General features: G+C 60.2%; 16 protein-coding genes. 13 read left to right on the top strand and 3 right to left on the bottom strand.

Annotation, left to right across the window (positions count from 1 at the left end; genetic code table 11):
- Nucleotides 1-2,418, bottom strand: a complete 2,418-nt coding sequence (locus HMPREF2999_RS08010; RefSeq protein WP_070676263.1) for a nitric-oxide reductase large subunit — start codon at nt 2,416-2,418, stop codon at nt 1-3.
- Between the two features lie 594 nt (nt 2,419-3,012).
- On the opposite strand from HMPREF2999_RS08010, the gene HMPREF2999_RS08005 reads away from it, so the two are divergent.
- The 7 genes from HMPREF2999_RS08005 to HMPREF2999_RS07975 all read left to right on the top strand — a co-directional run bounded on the left by HMPREF2999_RS08005 (nt 3,013) and on the right by HMPREF2999_RS07975 (nt 13,502).
- Nucleotides 3,013-3,693 carry a lysophospholipid acyltransferase family protein gene (locus HMPREF2999_RS08005; protein ID WP_070676265.1) on the top strand — a complete coding sequence of 227 codons (681 nt, stop codon included), beginning with the start codon at nt 3,013-3,015 and terminating at the stop codon, nt 3,691-3,693.
- Between the two features lie 193 nt (nt 3,694-3,886).
- The gene (uvrC, locus tag HMPREF2999_RS08000) at nt 3,887-5,827 is read left to right on the top strand and encodes an excinuclease ABC subunit UvrC (protein WP_070676268.1); all 1,941 of its coding nucleotides are present in this window, start codon (nt 3,887-3,889) and stop codon (nt 5,825-5,827) included.
- 175 nt (nt 5,828-6,002) lie between these two features.
- Nucleotides 6,003-7,208, top strand: coding sequence for a methionine adenosyltransferase (metK, locus tag HMPREF2999_RS07995; protein ID WP_005506182.1), 1,206 nt, complete (start codon nt 6,003-6,005; stop codon nt 7,206-7,208).
- A 33-nt stretch (nt 7,209-7,241) separates the two neighbouring features.
- Complete coding sequence (locus tag HMPREF2999_RS07990) at nt 7,242-9,668, top strand: primosomal protein N' family DNA-binding protein (protein WP_070676272.1); 2,427 nt, start codon at nt 7,242-7,244, stop codon at nt 9,666-9,668.
- Nucleotides 9,669-9,755: 87 nt separating this feature from the next.
- Entirely contained in the window at nt 9,756-12,404 is a 2,649-nt protein-coding gene (locus HMPREF2999_RS07985; protein WP_246823111.1) for an aconitase, read from the top strand.
- A 231-nt stretch (nt 12,405-12,635) separates the two neighbouring features.
- Nucleotides 12,636-12,887, top strand: a complete 252-nt coding sequence (locus HMPREF2999_RS07980; RefSeq protein WP_049327135.1) for a hypothetical protein — start codon at nt 12,636-12,638, stop codon at nt 12,885-12,887.
- Between the two features lie 363 nt (nt 12,888-13,250).
- Nucleotides 13,251-13,502 (top strand): DNA mismatch repair protein, encoded by a 252-nt coding sequence (locus HMPREF2999_RS07975; RefSeq protein WP_070676273.1) that lies wholly within the window; start codon nt 13,251-13,253, stop codon nt 13,500-13,502.
- Nucleotides 13,503-13,772: 270 nt separating this feature from the next.
- On the opposite strand, the gene HMPREF2999_RS07970 is transcribed toward HMPREF2999_RS07975, so the two are convergent.
- Nucleotides 13,773-14,900 (bottom strand): glycosyltransferase family 4 protein, encoded by a 1,128-nt coding sequence (locus HMPREF2999_RS07970; RefSeq protein ID WP_070676274.1) that lies wholly within the window; start codon nt 14,898-14,900, stop codon nt 13,773-13,775.
- Between the two features lie 24 nt (nt 14,901-14,924).
- Nucleotides 14,925-15,965, bottom strand: coding sequence for an alpha/beta fold hydrolase (locus tag HMPREF2999_RS07965; RefSeq protein WP_070676276.1), 1,041 nt, complete (start codon nt 15,963-15,965; stop codon nt 14,925-14,927).
- A gap of 240 nt (nt 15,966-16,205) precedes the next feature.
- Here HMPREF2999_RS07965 and leuS point away from each other — a divergent pair, with 240 nt between their 5' ends.
- The 6 genes from leuS (at nt 16,206) to HMPREF2999_RS07935 (ending at nt 24,998) form a co-directional block, all read left to right on the top strand.
- Nucleotides 16,206-18,707 carry a leucine--tRNA ligase gene (gene leuS / locus HMPREF2999_RS07960; RefSeq protein WP_371325963.1) on the top strand — a complete coding sequence of 834 codons (2,502 nt, stop codon included), beginning with the start codon at nt 16,206-16,208 and terminating at the stop codon, nt 18,705-18,707.
- A gap of 194 nt (nt 18,708-18,901) precedes the next feature.
- A complete protein-coding gene (locus tag HMPREF2999_RS07955) occupies nt 18,902-19,939 on the top strand; it encodes a DegV family protein (RefSeq protein ID WP_070676280.1) in 1,038 nt (345 codons plus the stop codon).
- 587 nt (nt 19,940-20,526) lie between these two features.
- Entirely contained in the window at nt 20,527-21,531 is a 1,005-nt protein-coding gene (gene gap, locus HMPREF2999_RS07950) for a type I glyceraldehyde-3-phosphate dehydrogenase (RefSeq protein ID WP_070676282.1), read from the top strand.
- Nucleotides 21,532-21,876: 345 nt separating this feature from the next.
- The gene (gene pgk, locus HMPREF2999_RS07945; RefSeq protein WP_049360764.1) at nt 21,877-23,100 is read left to right on the top strand and encodes a phosphoglycerate kinase; all 1,224 of its coding nucleotides are present in this window, start codon (nt 21,877-21,879) and stop codon (nt 23,098-23,100) included.
- Nucleotides 23,101-23,539: 439 nt separating this feature from the next.
- Nucleotides 23,540-24,130 (top strand): DUF6318 family protein, encoded by a 591-nt coding sequence (locus HMPREF2999_RS07940; RefSeq protein ID WP_070676284.1) that lies wholly within the window; start codon nt 23,540-23,542, stop codon nt 24,128-24,130.
- A 79-nt stretch (nt 24,131-24,209) separates the two neighbouring features.
- A complete protein-coding gene (locus HMPREF2999_RS07935; RefSeq protein WP_246823101.1) occupies nt 24,210-24,998 on the top strand; it encodes a DUF6318 family protein in 789 nt (262 codons plus the stop codon).
- Nucleotides 24,999-25,128: the final 130 nt, after the last annotated feature.

The following is a 25,128-nucleotide window of genomic DNA, read 5'->3' as shown; positions in this document are numbered from 1 at the left end:
TTAGCCTCGACGATCGCTACGGTAGGGGCTGGTCTGCTCGGGCAGCTCCTCGGCAGCCTTAGCGCCGGCGAACTCTGCGATGCGAGCGTCCTCAACCACCTCGTACAGCGGCGGTTCGGGCAGCTCCAGGACGGTTTCCTTAGCGTTCTTGGAGAAGATCTCCTTGATACCCAGCAGTGCCAGCTTAATCAGCGGGATAATGCCGACCAGGAAGATCACGTCACCGGGCATACGCATCCAACCCATCACGGCGGAAGCACCGTCGTGGATGAACGCGAAGGAACGAGCCTCGTAGTAGCCTTCACCCACGGACTTGTACAGCTGAGCAATACCCAGCGGCAGCAGCGAGATGAAGGACATCCACAGCAGACCAATGTTCAGGGTCCAGAAGGAGAACTTCAGACCCTTCTCAGGCCACTTGTCCTCAGGGAGCAGGTAGCGCAGACCAAACACCGCGAATGCGATCGCGAGCATACCGTACACACCCATCATGGATGCGTGTGCGTGGTTTGCGGTCAGCGCGGTACCAATCTCGAAGTAGGACACGATCGGCAGGTTAATCAGGAAGCCGAACACACCTGCGCCGAGGAAGTTCCAGAAGCCCACAGCAATCAGGAACATAACAGCCCAACGGTGCGGGAAAGGCTTGGTGCGGTTGGAGTACTGGCGAGCACCCAGCTGCATGAAGCCCCACGCCTCAACGGTCAGGAAGGTCAGCGGGATAACCTCAGCAGCCGAGAAGAACGCACCGAATGCCATCTGCTCGGAGGGGGTACCGACGAAGTAGGTGTGGTGCAGAGTACCGATCACACCACCGACGGAGTAGAGCACGGCGTCCATCATGATGATGGAGATCGCGATGCGTTCGCGGACCACGCCGAGCAGCACGAAGATGTACGCCACCATGACGGTGGTGAACAGTTCGAGGAAGTCCTCCACCCAGAGGTGAACCACCCAGAATCGCCAGAACTCGGCGACGGTCACGTGAGTACGCTGACCTGCGAGCAGGCCGACCGCGTAGAACATAGGGATGGCGAGGCCAGAGAAGAGGAACAGCCACGGCAGGGAGGTCTTCTTCGAGCCCTTCAGGCGAGCGGAGAGGGTACGCCAGACGATGACGATCCAGATGAACATACCCGCGGTGAGCAGGATCTGGAAGAATCGCGGCAGGTCCAGGAACTCCCACTGCTGCGAGAAGAAGCCGGTGAATTCCTTGGGGATGAGGCCCTTCTGAGAGAACCATTCGTTCAGCAGCGAGCCGAGGACCACGAAGACCACGGCGCCAATGAGAACGTAGGTGAGCAGACCCTGCTTCTTGGGTTCGCGGCGGGTAATCAGCGGGGCGATGAAGATACCGCCCGCCAGGAACGCGCCTGCAGTCCAGAAGAGGGAGAGCTGAAGGTGCCAGGTTCGGGATACCGTGTAGGGCAGCAACTGGCCCATATCGATACCGAAGAATCCGGTGAGTTCTTCACGGTAATGCTCGGTGAGCGCACCCACCAGAGCCTGCAGCAGGAACAGCACCAGGATCGTTGCGAAGAGCAGGCAGGCTGCCTTCTGCGAGGGGGTCAGGCGAACTTCGTCGGGCTGACGGAAGTCGAGGACGGGTGCCTCTTCCGCGTGCCAGCCGATAGCGCGGGACCAGCGGCCGTAGATAGCGAACATCAGACCGGTACCACCGATGAGGGCAATCAGGGAGAGTGCCGACCAGACCATCAGATCCGCGGTGGGCTTGTTGTCCACGTTGGGTTCGGAGGGCCAGTTGTTGGTGTAGGAGTAGGGCTGGTCGGGGCGGTCTGCCGCCGATGCCCATGCGGTCCAGCCGAAGAATGCGACGATGTCGTGCAGTTCTTCATCGTTCTTAATGGCGTTGGGGAACAGGCCCTGCGAGGTGTCACCCTTCATCAGGGTTTCGCGGTAGTGCTTGAGCATGAGCTGGTAGCCCTTGGTCTCACCAGCGGACCAGGTGATGGTCTTAGTCTGCTCGTCGTACTTGTTCTCCTTGCGCCACTCGTTCTTGACGAGTTCGCGGGGGTCCTGCTTGCCCTGTTCACGGTACTCCTTGACGGCAGCATCGGTGGTCAGGCGCAGGTATTCTGCAGTGTAGTCGGGGCCGAGGTAGGCACCGTGGCCGAGGACGGATCCGTACTGCTGCAGGCCGCGTCCCTGGAACAGTTCCTGACCGTGCAGGATCTGTTCTTGGGTTGCGATAGTTTTGCCGTCGTTGCCGACGATTTTATCGGGGAGCGGCATGGAGAGTGCGTAGGTGCGCATTGCAAGGACTGCCATGATGGTGAAGCCCAGGAGCATCACAAACGCAACAGCCTGTACCCAGCCTTTTCCGGCATAGGCACCGACCGTGTCTGAGCGGCGGGCAATCTTTGCTGCCTGCGCACGCGAGACGGGTTTTGTAGCCATAGTGTATGTCTCCAGTGTGCGTGGAATTTGTAGGTGGAGTGGTCCCGACGCACATCCGCTGGAGGGGCGGCTCACTATGTTCAGGGTGAATCGTCCTTGAGGGAGGTGCGACAGCCCACCCTGCTCTCATTTTTGCATATTAAATGCGCATTTACGAAACTTTGCTGACGTAGCGTCATAATGTGACACGGCTATTTGGCGGGGAAATCAGTAATCATAAGGCGGAAAACCTGAAATATTACGTTGAGGTTGAACCCTTAGCTTCCGTGCCACTTCCCCGCCTGTAACGGGGGAGGATGCGCCGGGCTGGAAGCCGCGCAGACTCCCTCAATTGGGGCACTCGCAGGAACCTGGGCGGGAGGCGCATCCCAGCATGTGGAAGGGGAGCGCGGCACCCCTCACGTTCCTACACTCGGGTGTGGAATAATAAAACCCGACGCTACTAAACACAGTACAAATTTTTTACGGCACAGGTTATTGCAGTACAGATTTTGTGCTCTTTGGCGGCGTATATTCAGAAGGGGTCACTCACCCCGCATCCACGGCGGACCGCCGCCACAGCCCGCAATCTATCGGCACCTCAGGAGAGTTCACGTGCTTCTCTACAAATCCACCCAGAAAGCAATCACCGGAATCCTGCGCACCGTCTTCCGCGCCCGCGTGACCGGACTCGAAAACTTCCCCGCCAACGGCCCGGTGATTGTCGCCTCCAACCACCTGTCCTTCCTGGACTCCATCATTATTTCTGCCATGATGCCGCGCCGCGTGGCGTTCCTCGCCAAGGCTGAGTACGTGAACACCCCCGGCCCGCGCGGCAGGATGATGAAGGCGTTCTTTGAAGCCGTGGACATCATCCCCGTGAACCGCTCCGACCGTTCCGAATCGCTCAAGGCGCTCGACATTGCCCTGGAGAAGCTGCAGGAGGGTAAGGTCTTCGGCATTTACCCCGAGGGCACCCGCTCCCGCGACGGCTACCTGTACCGCGGCAAGATTGGTGTGGCGTGGCTGGCGCACATGACCGGCGCACCCGTGGTTCCGGTTGGTCTGATTGGCACCGACCGCCTGCAGAAGCCCGGCTCGAACATGATTTACCCGCGCCGCTTCACGATTCGTGTGGGTAAGCCGCTCTACTTTGAGAAGATTGGCGAGACGATGACCGGCAAGCAGCGCCGCGTCACCACCGACACAATCATGAATGAGATTGCTCAGTTGTCCGGTCAGGCACGAAAGCACGAGTACAACGTTTCGCCCTCAGCCGCACGTGACGCAGGCTAGGGCACGCCCCGCCTATACCGCGTAGACTTAAACCGCGCATTCACGCACCGACCCCCTCGCTTTGGGGGAGATGGGTGTAGGATGCGCGGTTTGTCGTATGTGCGAGCCTGGGATGACCCCGGCAGCCCAGCAGCGGCTCACACCGACCCCGGCACCCCAGCAGAAAGCCCAGTAGAGCGAGGAGAAAGTACCCATGGCAGAGCCTTCCAGCTACCGCCCCGCCCCCGGCGAAATCCCCACCGACCCGGGCGTTTACCGTTTCCGTGATGCCGACGGCCGCGTTATCTATGTGGGTAAGGCGAAGAACCTGCGCAACCGCCTCAACAGCTATTTTGCGTCCCCGCAGACGCTGAGCCCGAAGACTTACGCGATGGTGCATACGGCGGCGAGCGTGGAGTGGACCGTGGTGGCGAGCGAAATGGAGTCGCTGCAGCTCGAATACACCTGGATTAAGGAGTTTTCGCCGCGATTCAACATTGCGTTCCGTGACGATAAGTCGTACCCGTACCTGGCGATTACCGTCAATGACGTGTACCCGCGCGCCATGGTGACCCGCGGCGAGCGCCGTAAGGGCGTACGCTATTTTGGTCCGTACTCGCAGGCGTGGGCGATTCGTGAAACCCTGGATGCGCTGCTGCGCGTGTTCCCGGTGCGCACCTGCACGAACGGTGTGTTTAACCGCGCGAAGAATAGCGGCCGGCCCTGTCTGCTTGGTTATATCGATAAGTGTGCGGCGCCGTGCGTGGGCAAGATTAGCGCCGAGGAGCATCGCGAGTTGGCGCGCGGGCTGACCCGGTTTATGGGTGGTGGCGCTGAGAAGCATATCGCCCAGTTGACCGCGGAAATGAAAGCCGCCGCAGCTGATATGGACTTTGAGCGTGCCGCGATTCTTCGTGACGATATTGCCGCGTTGACTAAGGCGTTTGAGCGTAACGCCGTGGTGCTTGGCGCGACCGTGGATGCCGACCTGTTCGCCTACGCTGAGGACGACCTGGAGGCATCCGTTCAGGTGTTCTTCGTGCGCGGCGGCAGGATCCGTGGCCAGCGCGGCTGGATTGTGGAGAAGGTCAACGACAGCACCGACGCGCAGCTCATCGAGCAGCTGATCGCGCAGGTGTACAGCGATATTGCGGCGAGCCTCGCCTCCCAGAAGGATGCCGAGAAGAGCCTGAACAGCTACGATATTCCGCGTTCCGTGCTCGTGCCGGTGGAGCCCGAGAATAAGGAGCAGCTGGCGTCCTGGCTGGCGGAGGTGCGTGGCGGTCCCGTGGAGATTAGCGTCCCGCAGCGCGGCGACAAGGCAGAGCTCATGAAGACGGTCGCTGAGAATGCGCGCCAGTCGCTGACTCTGCACAAGAGCCGTCGCGCCGGTGATTTGACCACCCGCAGCGCCTCCCTCGTGGAGTTGCAGGAAGCGCTCGAACTGCCGGACCCGCTGCTTCGCATCGAGTGCTACGACATTTCGCATGTGCAGGGCACGAACGTGGTTGCGTCCATGGTTGTCTTTGAGGACGGCATGCCCGCGAAGAACGCCTACCGCACCTACAGCATTACCAGCGACGCCGCGCGTGACGATACCGCCAGCATGTACGACGTCATTACGCGCCGTTTCAAGAGGCACCTGGCGCAGCAGGCAGAACGCGAAGCTGCGCCCGTGCACTCCGGTGAGATTGACGCCTCCACGCCCGAGCCTGCGAAGTTCGCCTACCCGCCGAACCTTGTGCTCGTGGACGGCGGCCCGCCTCAGGTGGCTGCCGCATCCGCCGCGCTGAGCGACCTGGGCATTACGGACGTGTACGTTGCCGGCATCGCTAAGCGCCTGGAGGAACTGTGGCTGCCGGACGACGACTACCCGGTCGTGCTGCCGCGCACCTCGCAGGCGCTGTACCTGGTGCAGCGCATCCGCGATGAGGCGCACCGTTTCGCTATCACCTTCCACCGTTCTAAGCGCGGTAAGGCGATGGTCGCCTCCGCCCTGGATGAGGTGCCCGGTCTAGGCGAGGTGAAGCGATCCGCGCTGATTAAGCACTTCGGGTCGGTGGCTCAGATTAAGCAGGCGAGCGCTGAGGAGCTGACGGCGGTGCCGGGTATTGGTCCGGCGTTGGCTCAGAAGATTCTAGCGGCGCTGACCTAATCCTCTGGCTGGCGCTGGCCTAAGTGCCTGCTGGCGCTGAGTGAAGGCCCGCCCGGGGTGTGAACGCAGCACCCCGCCTCGTAATGGCGCTTAACAAACGTGTCATAATTGAAGGAAACCGTCATCATTACGAGCGCGCTATCTTCGCGCGCCCTCAACCAGTAGAGTGGAAACCGTGAGTAATAACCATCTGCGCCTATTCACCAGCGAGTCGGTGACTGAAGGCCACCCCGATAAGATTTGTGACCAGATTTCTGACGCCATCCTTGACGGCATCATCGCCCAGGACCCCGCAGCGAACGTTGCTGTGGAGACCATGGTAACCACCGGTCAGGTGCATGTTGCTGGTGAGGTGACCACCTCCAGCTACGTCGAAATCCCCTCCATCGTGCGCGAGACCATTTTGGGTATCGGCTACGATTCCTCTACCCGCGGCTTCGACGGCGAGTTCTGCGGCGTGTCCGTGTCCATTGGTGAGCAGTCCCCGGACATTAACGCTGGCGTGTACGAGTCCCTCGAGGTTCGTCAGGGCATTGCTGCTGACGAGTACGACCGCCAGGGTGCGGGCGACCAGGGCATCATGTTCGGTTACGCTTCGAACGAGACGAACGTGCTGATGCCCGCTCCGATTTGGCTGGCGCACCGCCTCTCTGAGCGTCTGACCAAGGTCCGTAAGGACGGCCTGCTGACCGAGCTACGCCCCGACGGCAAGACTCAGGTGACCCTCGGCTACGATTCGAACAACGTGCCTGTCTCTGTGGACACCGTCGTTGTTTCGAGCCAGCACACCGCAAGCTACGACCTGGCTGACCTGCGTGCAGATATTGAGAAGCACGTTATCGCACCGGTTCTGGGCAGCGTCGAGCTGGATTCCTCCAACGCTAAGTTCATTGTGAACCCCGCTGGCCGCTTCGTTCAGGGTGGCCCCGTGGGTGACGCAGGCCTGACCGGCCGCAAGATCATTGTGGACACCTACGGCGGTTCGGCTCGTCACGGTGGTGGCGCGTTCTCCGGTAAGGACCCGTCGAAGGTGGACCGTTCCGCAGCGTACGCAATGCGTTGGGTTGCGAAGAACATTGTGGGTGCCGGTCTTGCCGACCGCGCCGAGGTTCAGGTTGCGTACGCTATCGGCCAGGCAGCGCCGGTCGGTCTGTACGTTGAAACCTTCGGCACCGAGAAGGTCGACCCGATCAAGATTGAGAAGGCTGTGCGTGAGGTCTTCGACCTGCGCCCGCTGGCAATCATTAACGAACTGGATCTGCGCCGCCCGATCTACAAGAAGACCGCAGCTCACGGCCACTTCGGTCGTACCGAGCCGGAATTCACCTGGGAGCGCCTGAACCGCGTGGATGCACTGCGTTCGGCAGTGTCCTCCTCCTAATATCTGTCAGGGTAGAGGAGCACGCAGATTCGGGTGACTCAGAGCAGTTCTGAATCGAACTCTTCGGCACCGTTGGGTGCTCAGCAGGAATCCCTGCAACAGCTTGACCTGTTGCAGGGATTTCCTGCTCTTCGTGATGCCCTGATTCCGGCTACCCCGGAGCCGGTGAACGTTGCCGCCGAGTTGGAGGCGAGCGGCGTGCCGAACCCTGTGGCGCGTGTGCGCGTGGATAGCACCCTACCGCAGGTGGACCGCACGTTTGATTACCGCGTGCCCGTCGAGCTGAGTGAGGATGCGGTGCCCGGCGCCCGCGTGCGCGTGCTGTTCAACGGCCACGAGATGACCGGCTACATTGAGGAGCGCGCCGCCACGACCGATTGGACGCGCACCTCGCTTCTGCCGCTCAAGTCGGTACTGTCGCGTGTGCCCTCTGTTGCGCCCGAAATTTTTGCGCTTGCCGAGGCGCTTGCCGACCGTTACGCCTCCACGGTGGCGAACGTGCTACGCCTGGCGGTGCCGCCGCGCATTGCCGCGCTGGATAAGAAGTACGCGCCCCTTCTGCCGGGTTACGAATCGGCGTATTTGGGTGATTCTGCCCCGGTAAGCACTTCCGATGCTCCCGAGAGCGCCCCGGTGAGCGCAGGCGCGAGGGAGAAGCCGCAGGAAAGCCTCCCCGAGAGCACGGAATCTGAGCCTTCTACCGCCTCCAATGCCGCTACCTCCAGCGAAACTGACCCGTACGCTTGGCTTGCCACCTCCGGCGCGCCCGCGCCCTTTGTGCTGGACCCGCCTGCGCTGAACCCGGACGCGCCGGATGCCGCCTCCGTCTTCTCCGATTACGAGAACGGTGCGGAGTTCATTGAGGATGTTGCCACCGGTGCCGCAACCCGCGCCGTGATGACGGTTCTTCCCGGCCACTTGGAGCATACGTGGGCGGATGTTTTGGCGACCGCGCTCGCAACCGCTGCTGCGAGCGGTCGCGGCGCGATTGCGGTGGTTCCGACCGCTAAGAATCTGGATCTTCTGGAGGCGGCGCTCGCCGAGCTTCTGCCCGCTGATTCGTTTGTGCGCTTGAGTTCTGATTCGACTCCGCATACTCGCTATCACGGTTTTGTGAAGGCGCGTTTGGGTCGGGTTCCGGTGGTGATTGGTACCCGTGCCGCCGCGTATGCGCCGGTGGCTAACCTGGGTTTGGTGGTGTGCTGGGATGATGGTGATTCCTCGTTGTTGGAGCAGCGCGCCCCGTATTGTCATGCCCGCGATGTGTTGCTTCTGCGTGCTGCGGCTGAGAATACTGCGGCGCTGTTTGCCGGGTTCAGCATGAGTAGTGAGGCGGCGCGTCTGGTGCGTACCCGCTGGGCGTCTCATGTGCGTGCGCCGCGTGCGCTGGTGCGCGATTTTTCGCCGCGTATTTTTTCGACCGGGTCGGAGTTCGAGTTGGCGCGTGACCCGTTGGCGGCGATGGCGCGTATTCCGCATTTGGCGTTTGAGCATGCTCGTCGTGCGTTGGCGCGTGGTCCTGTGTTGGTGCAGGTGGCGCGTAGTGGTTATATTCCGTCGTTTTCGTGTGAGCGTTGCCGCATGCCGGCGCGTTGTGGCGAGTGTAGCGGCCCGTTGTCGGTGGCTTCGGGGTCGTCGGTTCCGTCGTGTTCGTGGTGCGGTCATTTGGCGCAGCAGTGGCGTTGTTCTGAGTGTGGTTTTACGCATTGGCGTTATTCGGCGGCGGGTGCGACTCGTACGGCTGAGGAGCTGGGTCGTGCGTTCCCGAATGTTCCGGTGATTTCTTCGGCGGGTGACCATGTGCGTGCGTCGGTTGGTCCTGAGCCTGCGCTGGTGGTGGCGACTCCGGGTGCTGAGCCGGTGGCTTTTGGCGGCTATGCGGCGGCGCTTCTGTTGGATGCCGATAAGATGCTTCGTTTTGATTCCTTGCGTGCCCCGGAGGCTGCCCTGCGCCGCTGGTTGAATGCGGCGGCGTTGGTTCGTCCGGCGGCGCTTGAGGGCACGGTGGTGACGACTGCGTCGCCGTCGCCGGTGGAGCAGGCGCTGGTGCGTTGGGATCCGGCGTGGTTTGCACGCGAGGAGCTGGAGGAGCGCGCCCAGACGGGTTTGCCTCCGGCGGTTCGTACGGCTGCGGTGACCGGTGCAGAGGCGGATGTTCGCGCCTTCATGGAGGAGTTCTTGGGCTCTTCTGCGTTGCCGGAGCGGGTGCGTGAGCAGTTGCGTATTGTGGGTCCGGTTCCTCTGGATCAGGGGTATTTTGCCTGGTCGGAGTCTCTTGAGGAGGATTCTGAGGAGGCGCCGGTTCAGGGCGATTGGCGTACCCTGATGTTCTTTTCGTACGGCATTGCCCAGCAGGTGACCCGCGAGTTGCGTGCTACGCGTGCAACGATTGCGGCGTTGAAGAAGAACGTGGGGGAGCGGCCGGTTCAGATTCGTTGTGACGGCCTGGACGTGCTGTAGTGTTCTAGTGAGGGGCGGTTTTTCGCTCCGGTTTGGTGTTGAGCACGCGGGTTTGCGGGCGCGTTGTGCGCTGAGGAGGTGAGAGGCTTGTCGAAGGTGCCTCATCTGCTGAAGGGTAGTGCGCTGCCTGATGGTGAGCAGCGGCGGCTGGCTGATTATGCTTCTGCGCATCCGAAGAGTGCCCTGCACCGTAAGGGTCAGCACCATGATGCGGCGGTGCTGCTGATTCACGGTATTGGCTATCAGAATCACGGCGAGACGCTCGCGTATTTTGGTAAGCCGGTGGCGGATAGTGTGCAGACCCTGTTGGCGCTGAATACGGGCGCGGATGCCGCTGCCGCCTCCGAAGAGAACCCCGCCGAGGAGGCTTCTGCGCGGGTTCGTGTTGAGGTGATTCCTGACGGTGATACCTTCCCGTCTGCCGCTGAGGTGAACCCGCTGAGCCACCACAGCGAGTTGACGTATTCGTTGACGATTGAGCGCACGGAGTACCCCGCCGACCCGGTTGAGGAAAGCCCGCAGGTTGAAGAGAACTCCGCGCAGGAAGAACCCGCCGAAGCCTCCGAGCCCAAAGAATCTATAAGAATCAGTCTGCCGAAAGTTGAACTTCCGAAGGTTGAGCTGCCCAAGGTGGAACTTCCGAAGATAGACCTACCCAAGGTGGAACTGCCTAAAGTAGAGCTCCCTAAGATTGAGCTGCCGAAAATTGAGCTTCCCAAGGTAGAGCTCCCGAACATCGATTTCTCGAACATCGAGCTGCCTAATCTTGAGCTTCCGCGCCTGCCTCAGCCGAAGCCGCGCCCGGTTCGCACGGTCACTCGCCGCAGCCTGCTTTTTCAGGAGGGCTTCTGGCGGCCCAAGCATTACCGCCCGTTGAAGGAGCATTTGCCCTGGTTGGCGACGGTTTTGCCGCTGTTTTTGATGTTCTGCTTCTACTACGAGCGCCCCGGAGTAACCTGGCGTGAGCGTGCCGGGCACCTGCTGCGTTCTACGGCGCGGTTTGTGAACGTGGCGCTGTGGCTGGTGCTGGCGGCTATGGCGCTCATGACGTTCCGTGATGCTTTTGTGGCGTCTCTGGGTACTCCGCAGGGTGCGTTTACGGGTCTGGCGGCGGTGCTCGGCCTGGGTATTGTGGGCTGGGTTTTGGCTCGTCGTGCCCGTGAGCTGTGGGCGCTGGTGAAGGCTATTCCGACGCAGCTGATTCAGACGGCGACCAGCCCGGAGTCGCGCGATTTGGAGCGTATTTATGCGCGTCTGGATCGTCAGCTGGACGATTTGAGTTCCCGTAGCGATGCGGTGGGCATTATTGCCCATTCGCAGGGCGGGTATTTGAGCTATGAGCTTCTGCGTCGTCGTGCGGCGGCGGGTAAGAAGCCGATTCGTTTCTTCTACGGCCTGGGTAGTGGCGTGGTCCCGATTGGCATTATCGCTAGTGACCGTAACGACACTCCGGGGCACCTGGATGCTGCGGGCGGCTACCGTAACCGCGCCATGCTTCTGTGGGTGAGCGCGGTCGCGGCGTTCTCGTGGCTGGTGGAGGCGTCCCTGCTGTTTGGTCCGTACCGTTCGCTGCTGCACTATACGATGCTGGTGCCCCTAGCGTTGAGCGTGGTACCCCTGGTTGCGAGCGTGCCGGGTGCCTTCAAGGGTAGGGCGCGTATTGGCCGCAAGAGCGCCCGGGAAAGCGCCTCCGCAGATACCTCCGCAAAAACCTCCGCAACTACCTCGGTAAACACCCCGGCGGATGTGCGCCTGGTTAACCCGTACGGCACGCGCTCCTACGTGAAGTGGCTGATTCCGCTGCTCTTCGTGCACGGCGTTTTCATGCTGTACGCGGTGTTCATGCTGCTACTGGCTCAGTTGCGTGTTGAGGGCGCGGTCCCTGAGCTGACCGCCGCCTCCGTGGCGTTTTGGGGCGCGCTGATTCTGGTGCTCATGATGTCGGTGCGTAGCGCCTGCCACCTGTATGTGCGCGCCTACGCGCCGATGCTGCAGGATCTTGATGTGGCTGACCGGTGCGAGATTTCCGCTCGTGGTGACAGCATTGGCAGGTCAAATATTACTCAGCCCGCCGATGTGGACGTTACTTTTGTGACCCTGCCGGGCCCGTCGGTGAATAGTCACATGCAGTATTTTGATGCGTGTTCGCCGGTGCCGTTGATGCTTTCGCACCGCCTGGTGCCGCACATGATGCCGACGGGCGAGCAGTCGCAGAAGGTGGCGGCTTTCACCGATATTGGCACGGAACTGAACCACGGTTTTGCGCGCGTGAAGAAGTGGATGCGCACCATGCATTACGGGCTGTATGCGGTGCTTCTGCTGATGCTGTCGGTGCTACTGAATGTGGCATCGCCGGTGAGCCTGTCCGCGTTGACTGGGCTTGATACGTCGCACCTACATTCGGAGGGTTTTGACCGTCTGGTGGCAGATGCTCAGCAGCTGCGCGAGCAGGCGGGTTCTTCGGATCTGCTGATGTGGATTCTGGTCGGCATTTTTGTGGTGGAGGCGCTGCTGATGATGGTGCTTTCGCCGTGGACTCAGCGGCGTTTGCAGCGTGCGTTCATGATGCGCAAGGTGGACCGCACGGGTCAGCTGAGCGAGTTCAATCCTTTGCCGATGGTGACGGCCCTTCTGGGTCTTGACGGTGAGGATGAAGACGCTGAGGATGCAGAGGAACATAACCTCGCAGGGGAGAAAAAGCAGGAGAGTAAAGCAGGGCAGAGCGCTGTAGTTTAGGGCGCTTAGGCGGTGCCGTTGGAAGGGCACCCCAGAATTTTTATGCATTCGTGTGCACCTAAGATTTGCTGGGGTTTGGATGATTCTAATTGGCGTAGTCTCCGTATCCACGGTAATATATTCAGCACTGCGGATACTATTTCGGCGCTTGTCGAGGTGGTGTTGGCAGTATCTATCACTCAACCTCGCGTACGCCTCACAACCGTGCGCACCAACGAAAGATGAATACTGGTGACTCAGACTATGATCGCCCCCGCATACGAACCTGCATGCGGCGGGTCTGCTTCTGTACACAATTACGGCGTCATGCACCCGGACCCCGTGTTGCTTTCCGACATGACCAGCGCAGAACGAGGAGCTGTTTACCGCTACTTGGCGCGCTTCGCTGAGCTGGATGACGCAAAGATTTTCTACGCGTACGGTCACGCTTACGAGCTGGCTCGTAAGGATGCTGAACGCGGTCTCTACGCAACTATGGCGTAGCCTGCATAATTAGCTTTTGAAATGCTGCTGCACTCTTTGTGAGTGCGGCAGCATTTCTGCTTTTCAGGCTGGCTTTCACGCTGGCTTTCGGGTGGGTTTTAGTTCGGTTGGGAACTCGGCGGTCGCATGCCGCTATGATGCCCCTGATTTCTTCCTGACAACCGGGAACGTGTCCACTATGGGGGCGTTCCCTGATGGTTCTTGAACATTGATTAGCTCTTGGGTAGTTTAGAGGTATCACAACCACTACTGCGAAGAGACTTCCGATGATCTCCGTAGGTTCTTTTCGCGGTGTTGCCTCCGGCAGCGTCTGCATTGTTGCGGCGCTCCACTAAGAAACGCCCTAAGGAAAGGTACTCACCGATGAGTTTCACCAATATCACCTCTAATTACGAGCCCGAGTTCGGCGATTCGGCACCGAGCCGCGACAACGGCATTACTCACCCGGACCCTGTTCTGCTGTCCTCGATGACGAAGGCTCAGCGTGGCGCGGTGTGCCGTTACTTGGCTCGTTTTGCTGAGCTGGATGACGCGAAGATTTTCTACGCGTACGGTCATGCGGATGAGCTGGCTGCGAAGGAAGCGGCTCGTACTGGTAGCTTTGCTACGGTCTAAGGACTCCTGCTCCGGTGTGATGCGGTGAGGCTTCACCTTCCGGATGCGCCCTCAGGGTGCCCGAGCTCTGCGAGGGCGGGTTCCCTGCGTCGGCGCGGAGGAAGTGTGTAGCGAACCGCCGCTTGTAGACCTTTGCCGCAAGCCACCCTTGCACTCCCTTACCGCAAGCCGCATACGCCTACCGGCAACCACAAACTAAATACGAGAATGCCGCCGCACCCTCCCGAGCTTCGGGGGAGTGCGGCGGCATTTCTTTGCCCCACGCAGGCTTTAGAGCCCGCGCACGACCTCCAGCAGTTTGAGTGCCGAGTCGCGCCAGGAGTAGCGGCGCACATCCGACAGGCCGTCAATAATCACGCGCCCGCGAACGGCGGTGTCCTCCAGGGAGCGAATCGCCTTCACCCAGTCGGCGGCGTGTGCCTCCGGGGCACCGTCCACCGGTGCGAACACGGCGTGCGGCGCAATCTCACGGAAAATCGGGATGTCGCTAATCACCGCGGGGCAACCGGCTGCCTGCGCCTCGACCACGGGCAGGCCGTAACCCTCCTCGCGGGAGGCAGTCACCAGGGCGTGCGCCTGGCGGAGCATCTGCTGGTACTCCTCGTCGCTCACGCCGTTGTGCACCTCCACGTTCTCACCGATGAGGCGTTCGTCGGTGAGCTGCACCAGGCGCTGCGGCGGCATCTTCGACAGCAGGTGCAGGCGATAATCCGGCAGGGAACGCATCGCCAGCAGCAGCGTTTCCACGTTCTTGTACGGCATGAACGAGCCCATGTACACCAGGTGCTTGACGGGCTGCTCTTCGCGGGTGGTGGCGCGTTCCAGTGCGGTCTGGCGGGAGACCACGCTGCCGGGCTGCGGGGCGTTGGGCACCACGAACAGCGGCTTGGTGGTCAGCTCGTGCTCACGAATCAGCGAGGCGGTCGACTCGGAAACCGTCACGACCGCGTCGCCGTGGTTGAGCAGGAAGCGCTGCGGGGTGTAGGTCTTGTGGAAGAGCCTCCAGCCCACGCGCACCGGTGCGGGCAGGAACCCGGGCGGGGTCGGGTGCGAGTAGTAGATCAGGTCGTGCAGGGTGAGGATCAGCTTGAATTTGCGTCCGGTGGAGCCGATGGTCTGCATGGGGGAGAACACCACGTCCGGCGCGTACTTATTCAGCTGCAACGAGGCGGTCGGCTCGAGCGGGCCGGTGGGCGAGCAGATCTTCACGTGCGGCAAATCCGGCAGCATCTCCAGCTGACGTTCGTCGCTAATGATCATGGTCAGGTCGAGGTCGGTGGCGGCTTCGTCACCGGTGTCGATGAGGGTTTTGAGCGCGCCCAGCAGGGACGCGGTGTAGCGGCTGATGCCGTCGTGAAAGCCGATACGGGTGTATCGGGCGTCAACCATGAGTTTCATGTTGGTTCCTTACTTCTCGTTCCATTAGTGTTCGGCGGCGAAATCGGCGATGAGTTCCGCCGCGAGGCGAGGGGTTTCGTAGTGGATAAGGTGCCCGACTTCGGGGATCATGTCCAGGCGCTCGCGGGCGCCGGTCGAAGAGGCGGGCAAGTTGCGGGAAGTCAGCGTCGAATACATAGCGCGGGCGGTTTCGGGGGTGCCCAGGTCGTCGTCTTCGGCGACGAGCATCTGCACCGGCACTCGGATTGCGGCGGCGTATTCGGCGGCGGTGTGCGTAATGGACGCTTCGTAGGCGCTGAGCACTCCGCGGCGGGAGCCGAAGGAGCCGAAGTAGGCGGCGTGCTGGCCGTTGATGAAGCGGCGCATTGCCTTGTCTTTGGTGCGCATCATGACTTCGCTGGAGGCGCGGGTAATCAGCTGCGAACGCAGGAGCGGGTAGCCGATTTTTTCGGGGAGTGCCGCGCCGGCGCGGTAGTAGAGGGATGCGAGGCGGGAGGCGACGCGCTGGCTGCCTTCGAGGGCGGGCTCGCTAATGGGGTTGATGAGCGAGAGCAGTGCGAGCGAGTTCGGGTGTGCGGCGGCGAAGGCGCTGGTGACGATGGAACCGAAGGAGTGGCCGACCAGGTGCAACGGTAGGGGCTGTGCATCCTCGCGGGCGGGGTTAGTGTGTTCCACAAAGTCGTTTAGCCACGCCACGTACGCGTTGATATTATCTTCGCCATGGCTGTTTTCGTCCTGGGCGTTTTCTGGCAGGTCTGCGGAGCGGCCAAAGCCGGGCAGGTCGGGGCTGATGATGCTGACGTTCGGGATGAGCTTCAGCAGGTAGTTCGCGATGATTTCCAGGCCGTGGTGGTCGCCGCGGAAGCCGTGCACGAGCAGCACAGGGTAGGAGCCTTCGGGGAAGGTGCCGTCGTTCATGCCTTTGCCGTATTGCCAGTAGCGGGTCATAACCGCCTGCGCGCCCTCACCAATGAGGGCGTCGTGGCGGGTGCCGGGAATGAGCGGGCCGGGCACACCCTCAAGAATCGAGGTGTTGGGGGAGTCCGGGGTAACGGTGGAGGTCATGGGTACCTTTCGCGGGTTGGGTACTGGGACGGCAAAGTCCCGTTCTTAATTCTAGGGGAGAAGCCTGAAAGGGCTCTGAAACCCGCCTGACGCATCGGTGGTTGGGCGGGTGATTGCGCAGGTGGTCGGGTGGGTGGTGCCGTCCATTTGGTAGTCGAGGCGGCCTCAACTCTGGCGCGGTGCGGGTTTCGCGCTACACTTGGAGGGTTAAGTTTTTATCAACCTGTCTTTATTTAAGGAATCGCTGTGTCTGCTCAGGTAGAGACCGAACGCAACGAAAATGCGTACGACTTCCGCGCTATGGAAGCCAAGTGGCGCCCCTACTGGGACGAAACGAAGGTTTTCCAGCCCACCGGTCACGCACCCAAGGGCCGCAAGTATGTGCTGGATATGTTCCCGTACCCCTCCGGTGACCTTCACATGGGTCACGCGGAGGCATTCGCTATTGGTGACATGAACGCCCGCTACTTCAAGCAGTGCGGCTACGATGTTCTGCACCCGATTGGCTGGGACTCCTTCGGCCTGCCCGCTGAGAACGCAGCCATTAAGAACGACACTCACCCCAAGGAGTGGACGTACAAGAACATTGAGACTCAGGCTGAATCCTTCAAGCGTTACGCTATTGCCGCTGACTGGAGCCGCCGCCTGCACACCTCGGACCCCGAGTACTACAAGTGGACTCAGTGGCTGTTTGAGCAGTTCTACAAGAAGGGCCTGGCGTACCGTAAGGACTCCATGGTCAACTGGTGCCCCAAGGACCAGACCGTGCTCGCGAACGAGCAGGTTGTCAACGGTGCGTGTGAGCGTTGCGGTACTACCGTGACTAAGAAGTCGCTGAACCAGTGGTACTTCAAGATCACTGATTACGCACAGCAGCTGCTGGATGACATGGAGCAGCTGGAGGGCAAGTGGCCCGAGCGTGTTCTGCTCATGCAGCGCAACTGGATTGGCCGCTCCGAGGGTGCTGAGGTGCGCTTCGAGATTGAGGCGACCGAGGACCAGGCTGCTGAGTCCTTCACCGTGTTCACCACCCGCCCGGACACCCTGTACGGCGCAACCTTCATCGTGGTTGCTGCGGATGCGGCGTTCGCCGAGCAGATTGTGGCACCCGAGCACAAGGCTGCCCTGGAGCAGTACCGCGAAGACATTAAGGCACTGAGCGATATTGACCGCCAGTCCTCCGACCGCGAGAAGACCGGCGTGTTCACCGGCCGCTACGCGATTAACCCGCTGACCGGCGCGAAGCTGCCCGTCTGGGCTTCTGACTACGTGCTCGCTGACTACGGTACCGGCGCGATTATGGCTGTGCCCGCGCACGACCAGCGTGACCTTGAGTTCGCCCTGAAGTTCGACCTGCCCATCGTGAAGGTCCTGGACGTTGAGGGTGCTGAGGACCCGGCTACCAGCGGTGTTGCCGCAGCTGGTGACGGCGTGCTCATCAATTCCGGTGAGCTGACCGGCCTGCCGAAGGCTGAGGCGCTCACTAAGGCTATTGAGCTGGTTGAGGCTGCCGGCACCGGTGAGGGTAAGGTCATTTACCGTCTGCGTGACTGGCTGCTGTCCCGCCAGCGTTTCTGGGGCACCCCCATCCCCGTGATTCACTGTGAGGATTGTGGCGAGGTTCTGGTGCCTGAGGATCAGCTGCCGGTGTTGCTGCCCGATAACCTGCGCGGTGAGCAGCTGGCTCCTAAGGGCCAGTCGCCTCTTGCAGCTGCCGATGACTGGGCTGTTGTGCCTTGCCCCGAGTGTGGCAAGCAGGCTCGCCGTGACTCGGACACCATGGACACCTTCGTGGATTCCTCCTGGTACTTCCTGCGTTACGTTTCCCCGAACTTCGATGAGGGCCCCTTCGACCCGCAGGCTATGAGCGAGTGGGGTGCCGTCGACATGTACGTTGGCGGTGTGGAGCACGCTATTCTGCACCTGCTGTACGCACGCTTCTTCACCAAGGTTGTTCGCGACCTGGGTCTGATTAAGCACGATGAGCCGTTCAAGGCGCTCATGAACCAGGGTCAGGTGCTCAACGGCGGTAAGGCTATGTCCAAGTCGCTGGGTAACGGCGTGAACCTGGGTGAGCAGCTCGACAAGTTCGGTGTGGACGCTATCCGCACCACCATGATTTTTGCGTCCCCGCCCGAGGATGACGTGGACTGGGCGGATGTTTCCCCGGCTGGTTCGCAGAAGTTCCTGGCTCGCGCATGGCGTGTGGCCCAGGACGTCACCAGCGAACCCGGCGTTGATGCAACCGCCGGTGACCTGGAGCTGCAGAAGCTGATTGCACGCACCGTGCACGAGGTTCAGGGCCTGCTGGATAACGGCAAGTTCAACGTGGTTGTTGCTAAGACCATGGAGCTTGTGAACGCTACCCGTAAGGCTATTGACTCCGGTGCTGGCGCGGCTGACCCGGCTGTCCGTAAGGCTGCTGAGACCATCGCGATTCTGCTGTCTCTGTACGCACCGTACACCGCTGAGGATATGTGGCACGCTCTCGGTCACGACACCCCGGTTCTGACCGCGGGCTTCCCCGAGGTTGACCCGGCTCTGCTGGTGGATGACACCGTCACCGCTATCGTGCAGATTAAGGGCAAGGTCAAGGCTCGCCTGGAGGTTGCGAAGGACATCTCCGAGCAGGAGCTTCAGGAGCTGGCTCTGGCGGATGCCGCTGTTCAGCGTTCGATTGGTGACGCCGAGATCCGCAAGGTGATCGTGCGTGCGCCTAAGCTCGTGAACATCGTGATCTAAGCTTCTTAGATAAAGAAGTTTCTTAGATAAAGTACAAGCCCCGCTGTGGCTTCGGTTCGTTTCATGGAACGTGCCGGAGGCGCGGCGGGGCTTTGCTGTACTGCAGTAGTGATGAGTGCCATAATGTTCAGGGAACGCTAGGAGAGGGTTTGTCGTCGAATCATGCACTGACGAACCGGAAGAAGGGTCGGAATATGGAGCGAGAGAACAAAGCAGAGAACCGCATTGCCGTGGTTACCGATAGCGCCGCAGCCCTCGACCCGGAGCTGGTTCAGCGTCTGAGCGCTCGCGGTAATTTTGCGCTGGTTCCAATGCCGGTGACTATTCGCACGCCGGGCGCGCCGGACCGTCAGCTGCAGGATTTGACCGCCGCCGAGGTGGACGAGGCGATTATGCTCGCGCACGTGATGGGGCAGACCGTGAGCACTTCCGGGCCCGCGCCGGGTGTGTTCGCTGATGTGTATGACGAGTTGGCGTCGCGCGGTTTTACGCACGTGGTGTCTGTGCATCTGTCCGGTGAGCTTTCGGGCACGGTGGAGGCGGCGCGCACCGGTGCCCGCCTGAGCCGCCTGGGTTCCGAGGGTGTGAGCGTGGTGGATAGCCGCACGGTCGCGGGTGCCTACGGTCACGCGGTGGTGCGTGCCCTGGAGGTGCTGAACTCTGCATCCGCAGGCGCGAGTGTTGAATGTCCGAGTCCCGCGCAGCTGGTGGACTACATTCAGTCCGTCTGCGAGCAGTCCACGCTCTACTTCTATATCCCGACCTTGGATGCGTTGCGCCGCGGTGGCCGTGTTTCCCCGGCGTTGGCGATGGTGGGTCAGATGTTCCAGATTAAGCCGATTGGCACGATCACCGAGGGCAAGCTGGCGTATGTGGAGCGCCCCCGCACTGCGGCGCGCGCCCTGGAGCGCCTGGTGGAGGTGACCGTGCAGACCTGCCGTGAGCATCAGCATGCGGCGGCACTCAGCTCTGCTTCAGTGGGCTCTACCGCCGCCGACCCCGCTAGTTCTTCGCTTGCCGCATCCCCGCGCGGTGAGGTGGTTGCGGTGCATCATGTGGGTAATGCGGCGCAGGCGGTGCAGCTGTATGAACAGGTTCAGCAGATGCTGGGGGAGAGCTCCCTGGGTCATGATTCTGTCGCTTCTTCGGCACCGGAGTTTTTGGTGAGCGCGCTCCCGCCGGTACTGTCTGCTCATTCGGGCCTGGGTGCTGTGGCGCTGGTCGTTTATTAGGCTGGTTGTTTATTAGGATCGTGTACTAGCCGCCTATCCGGTGTGCTCAAAGTTCGTCCCGTGTAACATGTCCCCGCGCCGCGCCGCGGGCGACACGAAACGCGACACGAAAACTGTGCTCCGGGGGAGTTTTTAACCCGTTTTGGGCTGTGGTGTGTCTTACGTTGGGGTCGTCTGTTTTCGCGTGAGAATTTGCACTGCCCGTGAGTTCACGGGGCCTCTTTGAAAGCCATTCGCAAGTGAAAGGGTATTTTTTACCCTCACATTTTGCCTTGATATGGCGCGGTTTTTAGCAAATGTGCGTTTCATGTGTGTTTATGTTGCCGTGACCGTATCGCAACATTTTCTAAGGGTGAACACAACGCAAACCAACAGAAAACAACGGGTTTTTGCCGGTTTTTATGGCGCAACTCACAAAAATTTCTCGATAGAACACACCAAAACACACACAAACTAGGGTAGGATTGTTACCAACAACGGCGGAACGCACCGGGCAACATAGAGCACGGACGAATCCGACTAAACCAGAGCCTGCAAGGCATCGGATTTGTACACCGCCACCAACGCACTGACAAGGAGATACTCCAGTGACTGTACGCGTAGCAATCAACGGCTTCGGCCGCATCGGCCGCACCTTCTTCCGCGCAGCTCAGACCGAGGGCGTCGGCTTCGAGATCGTCGCAATCAACGACCTCACCGATGTTGCAACCCTGGCACACCTGCTCAAGTACGACTCCATCATGGGTCGCTTCAACGCAGAGGTCGAGGTCAAGGAAGGCGCACTGGTTGTTGACGGCAAGGAAATCAAGATCCTCGCTGAGCGTGACCCCCAGAACCTCCCCTGGAAGGACCTGGGCGTTGACGTAGTCCTCGAGTCCACCGGTTTCTTCACCGAAGGCAGCAAGGCAAAGGCACACATCGAGGCTGGCGCTAAGAAGGTTATCCTCTCCGCTCCCGGTAAGAACATCGACGGCACCTTCGTCATGGGCGTGAACGACGACCAGTACGATGCAGCTAACCACCACATCGTCTCCAACGCATCCTGCACCACCAACTGCCTCGCTCCGATGGCTAAGGTTCTGAACGATGCATTCGGCATCAAGCAGGGTCTGATGACCACCATCCACGCATACACCGCTGACCAGCGTCTGCAGGATGCTCCCCACCGCGACCTGCGCCGTGCACGCGCAGCAGCTGTGAACATGGTCCCCACCTCCACCGGTGCAGCAGCAGCTGTTGGCCTGGTTCTGCCCGAGCTGAAGGGTAAGCTGGACGGCTTCGCAGTCCGCGTTCCCACCATCACCGGCTCCATCACCGACCTGACCTTCACCGCTGAGCGCGAGGTCACCGTTGAGGAAGTCAACGCAGCAGTCAAGGCAGCAGCTGAGGGCCCCATGAAGGGCATCATCAAGTACAACGAGGATCCCATCGTGTCCAAGGACATCGAGGGTGAGCCCATCTCCACCGTCTTCGACGCACCGCTGACCAAGGTCATCGGCGACCAGGTGAAGGTTATCGCTTGGTACGACAACGAGTACGGCTACGTTGCACGCCTCGTGATGTTCACCAACAAGGTTGTGGCATCCCTCTAAGCCCCAATAGGCTTACGACGCTCACCGAGTGTAAGCGTCACCCCGCGTAACTAACGCATAGTGAACCCCGGCACCACCGCATCAAGCGGGGGAGTCGGGGTTTGCTGTACCAAGACTCTTTTGTAAGGGTCTTGAATAAACCTCTTAAAAACGTATAAACATACTATTTTCCGTCGCTCTTTTTGGGTCAAAAATACTGTAAGAAAATAGGTTTTAGGGAGTGCGAATATCCGCGATATTCTGCGGAGAAACACCTTATAAAAGCTATTTTTTAGGCTGGCAAACACCCTATTATTCGGTATGATGGAAACGGTATATAAACCCACCTATCCAGGAGGAAATCCTATGGCTAAGGCACTGTCCGAACTGCTCGAAGAAGGCGTCGCAGGCCGCCACGTTCTCGTCCGTTCCGACCTGAACGTACCCCTGAAGGACGGCGTTGTCACCGACGACGGCCGCGTCCGCGCATCCCTGCCCGTCATTGAGAAGCTTGCCAAGGCTGGCGCACGCGTTATCGTGACCGCACACCTGGGCCGCCCCAAGGGCAAGGTCGACCCCCAGTACTCCATCGCACCGGCAGCTGCACGCCTGGCTGAGCTGGCATCCGTGCCCGTGAAGGTTGCAACCGACCTGGTCGGCGAGGACGCAAAGGCTAAGGCAGCAGCCCTGGCTGACGGCGAAGTTCTGGTTGTTGAGAACGTCCGCTACGACGCACGCGAGACCTCCAAGGATGACGCAGAGCGCGGCGAATTCGCTGACGAGCTGGTCGCACTGACCGGCGAGAACGGCGCATACGTGAACGACGCATTCGGCGCGGTTCACCGCAAGCACGCTTCCGTCTACGACGTTGCTAAGCGTCTGCCCGCATACCTGGGTGACCTGGTGAAGAAGGAAGTTGACGTTCTGGCTAAGACCCTGAACGACCCCGAGCGTCCCTTCGTTGTGGTCATGGGTGGCGCTAAGGTTTCCGATAAGCTCGCCGTGATTGACAACCTGATCGGTAAGGCTGACACCATCCTGATCGGTGGCGGCATGGGTTACACCTTCGCCTACGCACAGGGCTACGAGGTTGGCCAGTCTCTGCTGGAGAAGGACCAGGTCGAGAACGTTCTGCGTTACCTGAAGGAAGCTCCCGAGAAGGGCACCGAGATCATCACCGCAGTGGATGTTGTTTGGTCTGACGCATTCTCCGCTGACGCTAACACCGAGGTTCGCCCCATTGAGGACCTGACCGGTGGCAAGCTGGGTGCAGAGGCTGAGGGTCTGGACATTGGCCCCAAGACCCGCGAAATCTTCGCTGAGAAGATTAAGGCTGCAAAGACCATCTTCTGGAACGGCCCCGTTGGCGTGTTCGAGATTGCTCCCTTCGCTGAGGGTACCCGCGCGGTTGCACAGGCTATCGTCGACTCTGACGCATTCTCCATCATTGGTGGTGGCGACTCCGCTTCGGCAGTTCGTAACCTGGGCTTCAAGGACGAGCAGTTCGGCCACATCTCCACCGGTGGTGGCGCTTCCCTCGAGTACATTGAGGGTAAGACCCTGCCCGGCCTGGAGGCACTGGGCGCCTAATCTGGGTGCACAGATTTAGTACACGGTTTTAGTGTAAGGAACCCCCGCTGGAGCGGTATTTCGGTACCGTTCCGGCGGGGGTTTCTGCATGCCCGCTCATACCCGGCTTACCCTATGCGGGTGGGGTTTTGGGGCTGCTTCCTGGCTATATGCTGTGGATTCCCTGGGTTTGGTGCCTCTATCCGGGATGCTTAGAGGCAGCTTTACTAGACTGGAAATGTACAGGTTCCCTGCGCTCACCGGGCGGTACCCATACGGTTGCCGCGGGGGAGCGAAGCAGGGAGCGCACGCACCTCCACAGGCAAACAAATACAGACAAGCGAATACAGGCGGGCGAAGAAGCCCAGCCGTTGAACCCAACCGCCCCGAGCAGCCCAGAACCGCCTCGGCAGCTTATGAAAACGGCAACTAGTGAACATCGAATCCAAGGAGGCAAAGAATGACCGTCAACGCTCAAATACTCTTTGACGAAAAAGACTACACCGGAACATACCCGTATGTAGCCGACTGCGTAATCGGGCCCTACACACCCGCAAACCGGGACCACCCCGCCTACTCGGCACCCGCCCCGGGCGTGAGGTACACGCCGAATGCTTACAAGGTGTCAAACCTGCGCCCCTACCTGGGCTACTACTACGCCTGCCAAAACTACATGATTCTCGCCTCCGAACCGGCAGTTCTGCGGATCGACAATATCAGCGAAGAAATGTTCTTCCCCGCCATTCAGGACCTCTACGAAGAGGGTAAAGGCTGGGTCATTACGCCTGCCTCTAAGGTTCTGACCATGAACCTTCTGGAGGGGCAGCCGCGCCTCATCGACGAGACGCTAAAAATTGTGGAATGGAACGTGCGGTTCGATATTCTTCCCGAAGTTCAGGTGTACCGCAAAGACACAAACCAGGTGTACCCCATCACCGATTTTGATACGCGCGGCCTGATCCGTGACGGCGCAATACACGGGACTCTACGCACACAATTCACGAATGAGTGGAGGCCCGTCCAATTCATCCCAGAAAATAGTTTGAGCTAGGGGAGGGGAGAGCAACATGATGAATAACTTTGGTGGACCCGGATACGGCGGACCCGGATACAACGAGCAACGAGCGCTCATGAGGTCTATGATTTCTCGCGCCAAGTTTATACGAGCTGGCGTGTTCGCCGGTGCCGCCCTCGTCGCGATAGGTTTTGGCTGGGGCACTAAACTGCTCAACGGGACAGGCTTGGAGTCCCAGGCCGATAAGAAGCGTGACCAGGAATTTGTACGCCTGGAACCCACGGAGAAGTACGATGAGCTCCACAGCTTGGGGCCTTCCTCCGGGCCGCTCGTCTACACGGCATTCGAACGTAAGGGGCGCTTCATTCCTGCTACCGAGGCGCAGGCGGCGCAGAACGTGCCGTACCCTATTCAGCAGCCCGGAATGGATAACTACGACCGCGCCGGCTTGTACGCATTCTTGGCGTACTTCTTTGCGTCGATGAATTACTTCTACCACACGGGCGATACGGAGCCTCTTTCTAAGGTTACGGACCCGGAAAAGGTGCTGCACCCCGAAATTCTTCGCCTGTACAGGGAGAAGCGAGGGTGGGTTATTTCGGCTGATAAGAATGTGCTGAGCGCCAATGTTGCTGATGATCTTATCGCGGGTGAAAAGGCTAAAAATACGAGCCGAAAAATCCTGGTGAGCACCCTGTACACGACTAAGGCTAAGGACCTTGCGTTTTACGTTAAGGAGACGGGGGAGAAGCAAGATATCCGCAAATATTTGAAGTATCTGGGGCGTTTCTCGCTGGCTGTGGAGCATCTGCGTGGGCAGTGGGTGATTGTGGTTGACCGCGACGGCTACAGCAATCGCAACACCTACGAGCCGATCTACCCGCAAGGATTCGGGCAGCTGTAGTTTTCTCTATGTGGCTTCTTTAGGAACCCCCGCTGGGCAGTACTTTTGGTACTGTGCTGGCGGGGGTTTCTTGCTGGGCTTTTGAGGTGGGCTCTTCGCGGTTGGCTAGGGGAGGTGGAATCCGTCCTAC

The organism is Rothia sp. HMSC066H02 (assembly GCF_001814995.1).
In the GTDB taxonomy this organism is placed as follows: Bacteria; Actinomycetota; Actinomycetes; order Actinomycetales; family Micrococcaceae; genus Rothia; species Rothia mucilaginosa.
This window is presented reverse-complemented; position numbering and strand designations above follow the sequence as displayed.

Bases quoted from the DNA above. Each gene is read 5' to 3' on its own strand.
- HMPREF2999_RS07935 (WP_246823101.1), top strand. From the start codon at position 24,210: ATGAGGTCTATGATTTCTCGCGCCAAGTTTATACGAGCTGGCGTGTTC.
- HMPREF2999_RS07970 (WP_070676274.1), bottom strand. From the start codon at position 14,900: ATGAAACTCATGGTTGACGCCCGATACACCCGTATCGGCTTTCACGAC.
- HMPREF2999_RS08010 (WP_070676263.1), bottom strand. From the start codon at position 2,418: ATGGCTACAAAACCCGTCTCGCGTGCGCAGGCAGCAAAGATTGCCCGC.
- pgk (WP_049360764.1), top strand. From the start codon at position 21,877: ATGGCTAAGGCACTGTCCGAACTGCTCGAAGAAGGCGTCGCAGGCCGC.
- HMPREF2999_RS07940 (WP_070676284.1), top strand. From the start codon at position 23,540: ATGACCGTCAACGCTCAAATACTCTTTGACGAAAAAGACTACACCGGA.
- HMPREF2999_RS07965 (WP_070676276.1), bottom strand. From the start codon at position 15,965: ATGACCTCCACCGTTACCCCGGACTCCCCCAACACCTCGATTCTTGAG.
- HMPREF2999_RS07955 (WP_070676280.1), top strand. From the start codon at position 18,902: ATGGAGCGAGAGAACAAAGCAGAGAACCGCATTGCCGTGGTTACCGAT.
- HMPREF2999_RS07975 (WP_070676273.1), top strand. From the start codon at position 13,251: ATGAGTTTCACCAATATCACCTCTAATTACGAGCCCGAGTTCGGCGAT.
- uvrC (WP_070676268.1), top strand. From the start codon at position 3,887: ATGGCAGAGCCTTCCAGCTACCGCCCCGCCCCCGGCGAAATCCCCACC.